The organism is Edaphobacter bradus, from assembly GCF_025685645.1.
Taxonomy (GTDB): Bacteria; Acidobacteriota; Terriglobia; order Terriglobales; family Acidobacteriaceae; genus Edaphobacter; species Edaphobacter bradus.
Map to the genome: position 1 here is coordinate 1447234 of NZ_JAGSYF010000001.1, position 11275 is coordinate 1458508.

The following is an 11275-nucleotide window of genomic DNA, read 5'->3' on the forward strand; positions in this document are numbered from 1 at the left end:
TAAGCCGGAAGATTACGCAACCCTGTCCTTGACATCAGTAGCGGAAGTGACAAGCCGAGCACAATGAGCGCAGCAGAAAAACTGGCCCGCGACCTCCACTCCGTGTCCAATTACCTTGCAGTTGCAATGCTCGCAGATTGGCGCCATTGCCTGAATCGCACATTCGAAGCTGTCGAAAGTATGACGTGCTCCGGCTGCCTCAACGATAATTGCCTTGTCATACTCATTACCGCAAACCTCGCAGACAGCCATAGGTCCTTACCTCCATTTCCCCGCTTTTACGCAGCCGCCGGTCAGGGCCGGGAATTTCCGTCACGGTTCTCGACACCCTGGCTGGCTCCTACTGAACTCTGTGCTCTGTATTTACGCGCTCGTCGCTACCGCCTGACCCTGCGGCCAGGCGCGGTGCTGCGACACTGCCGCCAGAGTGTCTTTGATGTGCTCTGGCGTGTCGCGCAGCGCGATGTCCGCCTGGGAGACGATGCCCACGCACACGCCGCTCGAGTCCACCACCGGGATGCGTCTCACCTGGTGGCGCTTCATGAGGGATTCGCATCCTTCGATCGATTCGTCGGGCCTACATGTAGCCGGCGCGCTGGTCATTGCCTCGGAGACCTTGGCCGTGCTGGTCAGATTTCCCTGCGCGACAACCTTCATGCAGATGTCCCGATCGGTAATGATGCCGAGCAGCTTCCGTTCATCGCAGTCGTTCACAACGGGAATGGCTCCGACATCCTGTTCCTTCATTAGCCGTGCAGCCTTCTGGAGAGTATCCGTCGCCGCACAACAGGAGAGTGTCTTGCTCATGATGTCCTGCACTTTCATGAGACCTCCTCTCGCCCGCGCCGTGGTCCGGCCAACGGGCACCCCGCGTCGGGGAGACGCGGACGCCTCTATTCTAGTCCTCGTTGATCGGTGACCGTAGTACGCCTACCTCCACGAACCGGGCGTATTGTCGGCAATACGGAACTTTCGGATGGACCGTCGATTCCTTACTGCCTGAAAACGGAGTTTTGGGAAACTACGGTTTTTCGCCCAACTTCGCCCTGTATTTCTAGCGAATTTCTGCCTATCTCAGATCGCGGACCTGCGTCGATGCGATTCGGGACACCCTACCCCTCGGACAACTAACGGCTCTTTACGGATTTGTCGACGGTGGTTCTGGCGGTAATCGATCCGAGCAGGAGCCCGATGCCCTCAGAGCTGTCCAATGTCCTGGATACCGAGTCGCGCGATCAAGTCTTAGAGGCTCAACTCAAACCAATAAAAGGGCCTCACCTATCAGCTGAGAGCCGTGTGCCGCAACCGCCTAAGAGATGTATGTCCAGATGACGAGCGGAATGTTATAGTTCGACCGCATGCCATTTGGATTCCGGACTCTTAGTTTCTTCGTTCGTCCTGTTCTGTACTCCTGGCTTTTTCTGACAGCCGGTTCCTCTCTTCTGCCTGCCCAAACGGCTTGTCCTGCGCCTGCGGGATGGGTCAAACCAGTCTCCGGCGATCTATTCAGCGACGAGCAGGAGGTTTGGCTCGGCGACGCGATGGCCGACATGATTGAGAACGAGTACACAATCATCAAAGACCCCGCCGAGAATGCGTACCTCGATAAGATTGGCGCGCGGGTGCTCGCAGCACTTCCACCAACCAAAATTCGTTTTCGATTTGTCCTGATCGATTCGTCCGAAGTTAACGGCTTCAGCCTGGCAGGTGGGCGTGTTTACCTCACGCGAAAGCTGGTCGCGAGCGCACACAGTGAGGATGAGATCGCAGGTGTGCTGGCGCATGAGATCGGCCACATCGTCACACATCAGTCCGCGGCCGAGATCTCCGAACAAATGCATCGACTGTTGGGCGTAACATCCATCGGCGATAAATCCGATGTGTACGAGAAGTTTCGCCGTCTGATGGATGCAAGACGCAATGACAAGAAACGGCACGAGGATCCTGATTCCGACTCCAACCAGAATCAAGCGGACAGAGTAGCCGTCTATGCAATGGCGGTGGCAGGCTATCAACCGCAGGCCTACGCTGAGTTCTGGGACCGCAGCTTCTTTGTGCAAGGAAAGACTGGCGGCCCCTTATCTGATTTCTTCGGCCAGACAACGCCCACACAGAAGCGCCTGCGTCAACTGCGGCAGCTCGTCACGGAGCTTCCAAAGGGCTGTGGTGCGGCTGCTACCAGCGCAAGCGCCCAGTTTCACCAGTGGAAGAATGCAGTGACGGCCAATCAGAAATCAGCTGCTGCTGCTGAAACGGAATCCGCCGCAGAAAAAACACTAGCTCTGCAGCCGCCGCTGCGGATGGACCTGCAAAGGCTACGCTTCAGCCGTGACGGCAAGTATCTGTTCGCCCAGGATGAGAGCTCCATCTTCGTCCTGCAGCGTGACCCCCTCCAATTACTCTTTCGCTTTGACGCAGATAATGCGAAGCCCGCAGAGTGGAGCCCCGACTCGACCAAGATCGTCTTCTACACCCCAAAGCTTCACGTCGAGGAGTGGGGTGTCGCCCAACAGAAACTTCTATCCGCGCATGAGATCGTAGTGAAGGACGATTGCCTCCAGACAGTGCTGTCTCCAGATGGACGCACGTTGGCGTGCGTGACGGCTGGAGAGCTGAATGAAATCACCGGCAAGGTCCCTTTCAATCTTTCGCTGATCGACATAGAGAGCGGCCAGTCGATCTATCAGAAGAACGATTTCTTCTACACCAACGTATATAGCGTCTGGCTATGGCTGCTCCGGCACGAGATCGGGCTGGCAGATGATCCTTTCTTCAGCGCTATCTCCCAGGATGGGAACTACCTCACAATCGGCGTCGACACCGGAAAACTCGCATTCGATCTGCGCAGCCGCACGCCGGTAAAACTGGGTGGCGATTTCAATCATGACGTCTCCGGCGCCTTCGCCTTTAAAGAACAGGACATCGTGGGTGAGAGCCTGACCTCGCCAAAGAACTCAGGGTGGTTCTCATTCCCCGATGGAAAGCGTCTCGGCACGTTGCCGATGGCCTTCGCGACGCTGAACAGCGTGTCGAAGGGTGACTTTTTAGTAACGCGGGGAGGGGAGCACAACAATACGCTTGTTCTGAATCTTGCGACACAAAAGGTGATGCAGCTGCCAATGATCCAGACCCTGGACATCTGGGGAGCTTCCATCGCGGTGGAGGCGCCCGACGGTTCGGTCGTGGTCGGAACGTACGATGGGATAAAGCCAATACAGGAACTTGCAAGGCGGATGCTGCCGCTGAGCCCTCTAGGCAGCACGAGAGTCGTTGAGTTGTCGCCGGATGGGCGCTATCTAGCAATTTCAGGAAAAAGCCGCGGAGCGGTTTGGGATCTGAAGACCGGTGGGCGGCTCTATTATATGCGCGGGTTCACCGGCGCGACCTTTCATCCAGACGGCAACCTCTATCTCGACTTCCCTAAATATGACAAGATCGAGCGAAATGTAGGGCGGGCGAGTTTGGGCAAGAGCGAAATAATGAAAGTGGACTACCCCTTGACCGATGAGATGTTCATGCGTGCCGGTCGCATGATGGAATGGAAGGATCAGGGAAGGGGAAAGTTTCTGCTCACCGTGCGCGACCTGGCAAACGGCAAGGAGCAGTGGAACCGCACCTTTGAAAAGGAAAAGCCCGCCTCTACGCGGAACTACGCGGACAACAACCTGCTCTTTGTGTGGAAGACGTCATCAGCCGCGGGTAAGGCGGAGCTGAAGAACAGGCCGGAACTGGCAGCGCAAGTGGCCGCGCTGAAGGACAAGGAAGCCGGACTGCTCATCGAAGTCCTGTCCATCGACAAGGGGGAAATTTTGAAATCGGTAGTGCTAACGCGACCGCCTTCCTACTATGGTGTCAGCGGCATCAACGAGGTACAGGGCACAATCCTGCTCAACGCATCGGATAACCGTGTGCTCTTATTCTCCGCCAAAAGCGGTGCCATGACACAGCAGGTATTCGGATATGTAGTCGGCGTCGACCAGCAGGCCGGCCTGTTCTGCGTGAAGAACCGCCGGGACGAAGCGCTAGTCTATGACCTGAATGGCAAGGAGGTCTCTCATTTTCAGGCCGGCACGACAGTTCACCTGGCCAGATTTGAAGACGAAGGAAAGAAGTTGTTGCTCCTGGGCGCGGACCAGAAGATTCGTGTGATCGACCTGCAACAGAAGACAATTGCCGCTGCAGGTCCCTCAAACACTTCTTCTGCGGAACCTATCCACTAAAGCTCGCTGGTGAGTAGGGTCGCACGCTGGACCTTGTTCATACTTGTCCAGTCTAGCTCCTGCCCTGCCGAACCTAGGTTCCCCGAAACGGCGTTTTTCGGCAACCTTTAGAAGCCGTCTCTAAAATCCCCTGCTTGCGCGGCGGACCATCTCATTAGTCGGCCTACGTTGAGTAATCGTCACATGACGAGGAACGGGCTAGGTCATTCTAACTGTAGTGGCTGGTCGGGGGCAATGTGGGGTATGTACCCGGTTCCCGAAATCTGTTATACACGCAGTTACATCCATGAAACTCCGTCTGATTGTGTTGTCCGCTGCCGTAATTGCGACTCTGCCGCTGCCGTCCCATACTCAAACTCCGGCGTCCTCCGTGGATCCGTACCGCGACGAGCCGTTCGTCTTTGAGCGGTACGACACCACTACAACAATGAAGGCCGACGGCACCGGAGACATAGTGCAGCATGTGATCGTGCGCATTCAGTCAGACGGCGTGGCGCGGCAGTTCAGCGTGTTGAATCTGTCTTACGCTTCAGCAAATTCGACCGCGACGATGGAATTCGTACGCGTGCATAAGCCGGACGGCGGCACGGTAAACACGCCAGTCGACGACGCCATGGAGATGCCCGCAGAAGTAACCCGTGAAGCACCCATGTACTCGGACCTGAAAGAGAAACACCTCCCCGTGCGTAGCCTTGCGTCGGGCGACCGGCTCGAATATCAGTTCCACACCGTCCTTACCAAGGCGCAAGCGCCAGGACAATTCTGGGGGGCGGAGCATTTCCTGGTGCAGGGTGGCGTGGTTCTGGAACAGAGTCTAACGCTTGCCGTGCCGGAAAAGACCTACGTGCAGGTTTGGAGCCCGAACCACAAGGCGATGCCGGTGACGCGCGACGGAATGCAGGTGTGGACGTGGACCTCCTCGCAGACCAAGGCCAGCGCACGCGACGAGAACGGCAAGATGACCGTGGCCAAGGTGAAGGATCCGGACGAGGACGCCGACGGACGCAAGCTGCCCAGCGTGGCATGGACCACCTTCCATAGCTGGGCAGAGGTTGGCGACTGGTACCGCGGTCTGGCAGAGCAGCGCCTCCAGCCTACCGCCAGCGTGCGAGCCAAAGCCGATGAGCTGACCAGAAATGCGAAGACACCTCAGGAACAGGCAGAGGCGCTCTATCGCTTCGTTGCGACGCAGGTCCGCTACATCTCGCTCTCGTTCGGTGTTGGGCGCTTCCAGCCGCATACACCCGACGAGGTGCTGGACCACGGCTACGGCGATTGCAAGGACAAGGACACTCTGTTGGAGAGCCTGCTGCGCGCGAAAGGGATGACCACGGCACCCGTGCTGATCGGGGCGGGGATTGCGCCGGTAACAGATGTGCCATCACCCTCGGTCTTCAACCACGCCATCACGACAGTCGAATTGCCTGACGCAGCCGGCAAGCCGGAGCGAGTCTGGCTCGATTCCACCGCTGAGGTCGCACCCTTCCGCGTGCTCATGCCCGTCATCCGCGACCAGCAGGCGCTCGTCATCCCGGATAAGGCTCCGGCCGCAATGGAGAAGACTCCGGCGAACCCGCCCTATGCCTATCACGAAGACTTTGTCGCCGAGGGCACCCTGGACAGTGACGGCCTGCTGAAGAGCCACATGGTATTGACCGCGAGATCTGACAATGAGCTGGAGTTGCGCTCCATGATGCGCTGGGTGGGAGAACAATCAATCGTTGCCTCTCTTCCCCGCTGTTGAACTCACTCTTGTGAGCGAAGAGAAGGCGCCCGAACACGATATCGACCTTGGCGCACCGCGTACCGTCGAGGCTCACAGTACCATGGCCCTTCCCGCGGGCTATCGTGCAGAGCTGCCCGACGCAGTTCATGTCTCCCGGGAGTTCGCTACCTACGACAAGACATATCGCTTTGTCGACGGGAAGGTCATCGCGGATCGCAAGCTGGTCGTCAAGGTGCATAAGCTGCCGCGTGACCGATGGAAGGATTACCTTGCCTTTCAGAAAGCAACTCTGGTGAACGATGGGGAGCCCTACCTGCGGCTCATCCCGCCCGATCACCTCACGATCAACAAGGAGGGCGCAAAGAGCACATCCACCACGCCGGCCAAGGATACGACGCCTGCGGCCGAGCCCTCGAACCCCTCTGACACGCGACAGCAGCTGGCAGAGATCACCGCTATGCTGCAGCGAAGAGATCTGGGTGGAGCCCGCAGCCGCCTCGAAGCTTTACGCAAGAGTTCACCGGACGCGCCTTACGTCCTGGGTATGCTTGGGCTCGTCAAGGCGAATGACGGGGATCTTGACTCCGGCGCCCGCGATGTCGAAGCGGAGATGAAGGCACATCCCGATGACGACCCCTGGATGGTTCTCGGACTGGCCCAGGAATACAGCAACAAGCAGCGTTACAGCGATGCTGAGGGATTGCTGAACAGGTACGGCGGTAGCAGCGAACGGGTTCAGCAGATGCGAGTCTATGTGTTTGGCAAACAGGGCGACTACACGCATGCGCTCGGAGTTCTGCGCGATCTGCAGGCGCGCCAGCCTGAAGACCGCGCGGTGGCCTCGCAGGTGGCAAGCACGCTGTATGAACTGCATCGCAACGAAGAAGCCGCCATGGCCGCGAAGAAGGCGATGGACGGTAGCGATGATCCGGATGTCATCAACAATAACGTCTACGTGCTGTCGGAGACGAAGATCGATCTGCCGTTCGCGGAGACGCAGTCGCGCCGTTCGGTCAATCTGCTGGAAAAGGCGACCGCCTCGCACGTTTTGGAAGAGGCGAATACGAAGGCCTTTGCCGAGTCGGCGAACCTCACAGCCTCGTGGGACACGCTGGGCTACATTTTGCTGCTGGAGAGCAAGCCGAAGGAGGCCGAGCCGTACCTGCGCGCAGCATGGTTCTCACAGCAAAACGTAATCGTCGGCAATCACCTGGCGCAGGCCTTCGAGGGTCTGGACCGCAATGCAGATGCCCTATGGATGTACCGGCTTGCAAAGCAGGCGGAGCATGCGGCCGATGCGAAGCAGGACTTTGCCGAAGTGGCTGCGGCCATTGCGCGCCTTGAGAAGGCCGGGGTCAAGGCGGCCAGCGGCGAGCACTTTGCAACGTCGATGCAGGATTTTCGCAGCTACCACGTGAAGAATGGCGCGGGTGCAGAGGGTGGCGGCACGGTACGTCTCCAGTTGAACGCCGATGGTATCGCGGCAGCTATGCTCGTCTCCGGTGATGCAAAACTGAAGCCCCTGCTGGACGAGGCAAAGTCGCTGCATCTGCCCGGCGCGGAGCCAGCCGGATCGTCTGCGCGTGTGCTGCGCGATGCAGTTGTGTACTGCGGTAAGAAGAGCTCGACCTGCGATTTGGTATTTATGCTCAACTCTGGTATCGCAGTGGAAGGCGCGTCAGAGTAGATTCGCCACGTGCTTTCATGTCGTCCCGGTTCATTCCTGGATCTTGGCTCTGACGCCGGGTGACTCCAGGTGGCGAGTCGGCGGCGATTGTGGCAGGCATGTCTCCGATTGACCTGGGTACTGACCTTGCTATCTCCGTGCGGGGGCCTGCAGCGCACACCGGCATTGTCTCGCTCAAGGCCACCCACGGACGCGTCCCCATGACCGGTATCTGGCCGCCTGAGCCGCGCCGTTTCTGGCATGTAGGCCCGATGGCGCGCAGTATCCGCGATCTATCGTTGGCTTTTTCCCAACTAGCTGGACAGGACGGACAGGACGGCTACTCCAGCAACGCCATCTCGTTCGATAACGGAATTGGGAGTTCCAACAAGCGTCCGCTTCGTGTGGGCTGGCTGGTGGGGCCCGGCTGTGGTCCGATCGACGGCGAGGTCGCGGCGACGGTCGAAGCTGCTGCTGAAGCGCTCAAGCAACTCGGGCACACAGCCGAGTCCGTGCGCTTTCCTGCATTGAAGTATGAGATTCCCGCAAAACGGGGTTTTCGGCAACTTGGATAGGCGTGATCCCCCCTCTTTACCACGGGAGAGTGTTCCATACGTGCACCGTTAATGCACCAGTCGCACAGTGGTTTTCACAACCTCCGCTGATGTTTATCGCGATTTCGTGCACTTGGTGGCGTCATTTTCCCGGAGTGCGGTTCATTTGTCGTAGCGGACAAGTAACCCACTCGGAGATCAAGGCGCGGCTAGAAGCCGAGAAAATGGCGAAGAAGTCTATTTCGGAGCAATCAAAAGACAAGTAGCATGGCGGCATGAATGGTTCGTTGCTAGGCGTGATTTTTCTTGTCGTTCTCGTCTATTCCATTGGCAGAAGCAACACGAGATGGCGAACTGCCCTATTTTCCCTTGGAACGGTTATGGGCGGCTTCCTGATCGGTTTCCTGCTCTCCCTGGTGTTTCCTAAATACGATGGGGCCTTGGGAACACTCACCGGACTTCTTTCGATGGTCTTTGGGATTATTGCCGCGCTCGACCATTCCCGTCGGAATCCCAGACCCCAAAATGCCGGGAATAATACACTTGACTGACTATCAGACGCTACAATCGCCGCATGAACACAGAAGCGTTTGCGGGTTCACGCCTGCGTATTCAGTGGGCAAAGGAAAGCCTTGCCGATTTTGAACGGTGCGCGAACGTTTACTTCAAGCGGGCACCATGCGAGGTGTTTATCGAACCTGATCCGGACGGCATTCACGAACGGTACAAGTTCAGAATCTGTAAGCCGCTCCCACTCGCGCTTACAAAGCACACAATTCATGCTGTCGAAGACCTCCGGGCGGCTCTGGACCTCGCCGCCTGTGATGTTGCTCGCTGCATTCCCGGCATATCGGTTGATGGTATTTACTTCCCCTTCTGTAGAACCTCCGGAGACCTCAAAGGTCGCATAAACGGTGTGTGCAAGGGGTTGCCCACAGATATTACCGATCTTTTCGCCAGATATGAGCCTTACGCGGGTGGGAGTGATCTTCTGTTTGCAATGAACGAACTATGTAAAGCATCGAAGCACAAGCTCTTGGTTCCCGTCGCATCCGTGGTCGGCGTCAATCTGCCCCATCTGGAGACCTCCGACGTTATTAGCAGCCCCATCCGATTCATGGACGGTGTTTACGGCGGCGAAGAAGATGAGATAACTTTTGCAGTTACACAGCGAGGACTCAAGTGGAAGTACAAAGCCCAATTTTCCTTCGGCATACAGTTCGGCAAGGTCGGAATAATCGAAGGACGAGATGTGAGGGCCAATGTTGATGGGATGATTCGCGCTGTCACAATGATCGTCAACGAAACTGAAGCTGAATCGAGACGACTGGGACTTCTTAAGTAAGCATCAGGTGCGTGCATGCACCTGAGAAACTGCTTTTCAGCGTCTCTCCTGTCGCGGAACGATGGAACCCACTACTGGAAGCCTCGGAGCGCGTCCTGAGGCGACGGGACGCGATGGCAGGGCATTTCGAGAGCCGGTATAAGCTCAGATTGTGGCGATCAATCTAAGTTCGATGCGCTGCTTCTGGTGCCATAACCAGGGCGAGAAGCTTACCGCAGATCATATCGTCCCACGCGCACTCGGCGGAACGACGGAGTTCACCGTGCCCGCGTGTCGCAACTGCCAGTTCATTTTGTCGAAGGCGGAGCATGAAGTCTCACGCAAATCGATTCTGGCCATCTCGGCGCTGACCGCCCCGCTTCCGCCGAGGCACCCGAACAGACCCACAAGTGGCCAGCTCCAGCCGAGGTACATCATGGGTAAGCACCCATATGCGGATACTTGGAGAGCCTGATGTCTGCCGGCGAAAAGGTGAGCTCTCTGCCTTACATCGAGATCAAGGTGGTTCCTGATGAACCGGTCGAGGCGCGCATCAGAGGAACGGCTCCGGCAGACGTACAGAAGCTCCTCGACACTTTCCGCGGCTTTCTGAAGGTGAAGCGCGGGCGTGGCGAATTGGTGTTCGAACTGACGGTAAATACGGACCTGGATCCAGAGATATCGGCCGATCCCGAGTTTTGGCCGCGAATCATCATGCTGCCGGGCAAGCGGTTTATGATCAGGGCTCGAGACCCCGAAGAAGCCATGCGATTTAACAACGTTTTCATGCATATCGCCCTGAGCGAATTTCAAGTGGACGCTGGCGCCTGGGGAAGCGGCACTGAGATTAAGGGCGGGACTGAACACATGATCGCCCTAAATTACGACCCACAGTGCGTGAGGAGAGTCGCCGCGAAAATCGGTTATGGCCTATACGGCGCAATTTCAGGTGAGGGTCTGGATGGCGACTTCGACGAGGAGATGCGGCAGTACATCCTTGGGAATCGCGACTCGGAGAATGAGCCGGTCAAAGAGGCCCCAGAACGGGGCACATTCACCACGAACGACGATCCTCATTGCATCGTGATTTCGTCCGAACCGGATGGCCTGAAAGCCTTCGTGCGCCTTTATGGGTTGCATTTGCGTGTCGATTTGGGGCCCAAGAAGACGGATTTCAGTCCATTCGACGTCATATGCGAGATCAATGGAAGCGGGATGAGAGAGGCATCAAACGAGGAAGTAGTGACGGCCCTCCATGAAGTGAGTGGGATGCCATTTTCGCACCCGTGGAAAAAACCCTCGCGAACATCAGAGCCTCCCTCGCTCTGATCAGGTTTCGCTCTACGGTCATTCTGCGAATCGTAGCTTAGTTACATTCGTGGCGAGGCTAAGGTGTGTCTGAACCGTTCTCATGCGCGTGCTGAGCAGTGGATCGCGCACCCTGAGGCTATTTGGCGTTGGCGATGATGTTCGCCCACTTCGCCACGCATGGCATCTTCTTGGCGAGCACATCGAGGTCATACATGTCATTGGTGCTCACTGAGGGTGACCCGCCTATTCCCTGACTCTCTAGAGAGAGAGGCCTGCATATATAGGAGGGAACCCCCTCTGTCCCGTTCCTCCAGAACAAGAGCCTACCGACTCCTGTCGCCTAAGTCCCACAAAAATACTTCAGCCAACACTCCTACGGCAGTAGATCAACCAACTCGGCAGGCATCCCAAGCCTCCCAGGAAGCCAGGCACGGACCTACGAGCCCCAGAACCTCAGGGCTGACCCTGTATCTC

9 protein-coding genes are annotated in these 11275 nt (G+C 57.3%); 8 read left to right on the top strand and 1 reads right to left on the bottom strand.

Annotated features, from left to right (window positions below; all coding sequences use genetic code 11):
* Nucleotides 1-363: 363 nt before the first annotated feature.
* Entirely contained in the window at nt 364-825 is a 462-nt protein-coding gene (locus tag OHL16_RS06170; protein WP_263366188.1) for a CBS domain-containing protein, read from the bottom strand.
* A gap of 716 nt (nt 826-1541) precedes the next feature.
* Between OHL16_RS06170 and OHL16_RS06175 the strand changes: the two genes are divergently transcribed.
* From OHL16_RS06175 to OHL16_RS06205, 8 genes are all read left to right on the top strand, one after another.
* Nucleotides 1542-4220 (top strand): M48 family metallopeptidase, encoded by a 2679-nt coding sequence (locus OHL16_RS06175; protein ID WP_263366189.1) that lies wholly within the window; start codon nt 1542-1544, stop codon nt 4218-4220.
* A 286-nt stretch (nt 4221-4506) separates the two neighbouring features.
* Nucleotides 4507-5964, top strand: coding sequence for a DUF3857 domain-containing transglutaminase family protein (locus OHL16_RS06180; protein ID WP_263366190.1), 1458 nt, complete (start codon nt 4507-4509; stop codon nt 5962-5964).
* Nucleotides 5942-7633 (top strand): DUF2322 family protein, encoded by a 1692-nt coding sequence (locus tag OHL16_RS06185; protein WP_263366191.1) that lies wholly within the window; start codon nt 5942-5944, stop codon nt 7631-7633. Before OHL16_RS06180 ends, OHL16_RS06185 begins: the two co-directional genes overlap by 23 nt.
* Nucleotides 7634-7731: 98 nt before the next feature.
* Nucleotides 7732-8187: an amidase family protein gene (locus OHL16_RS06190; RefSeq protein WP_263366192.1), complete on the top strand. Its 456-nt coding sequence runs from the start codon at nt 7732-7734 to the stop codon at nt 8185-8187.
* Between the two features lie 254 nt (nt 8188-8441).
* Nucleotides 8442-8717, top strand: a complete 276-nt coding sequence (locus OHL16_RS06195) for a hypothetical protein (RefSeq protein ID WP_263366193.1) — start codon at nt 8442-8444, stop codon at nt 8715-8717.
* A 23-nt stretch (nt 8718-8740) separates the two neighbouring features.
* Nucleotides 8741-9511, top strand: a complete 771-nt coding sequence (locus OHL16_RS06200) for a hypothetical protein (protein ID WP_263366194.1) — start codon at nt 8741-8743, stop codon at nt 9509-9511.
* A 172-nt stretch (nt 9512-9683) separates the two neighbouring features.
* Nucleotides 9684-9965, top strand: coding sequence for an HNH endonuclease (locus tag OHL16_RS20220; protein ID WP_396127156.1), 282 nt, complete (start codon nt 9684-9686; stop codon nt 9963-9965).
* Nucleotides 9965-10819, top strand: coding sequence for a hypothetical protein (locus tag OHL16_RS06205; protein ID WP_263366195.1), 855 nt, complete (start codon nt 9965-9967; stop codon nt 10817-10819). The genes OHL16_RS20220 and OHL16_RS06205 overlap by 1 nt, the downstream gene beginning before the upstream one ends.
* Nucleotides 10820-11275: the final 456 nt, after the last annotated feature.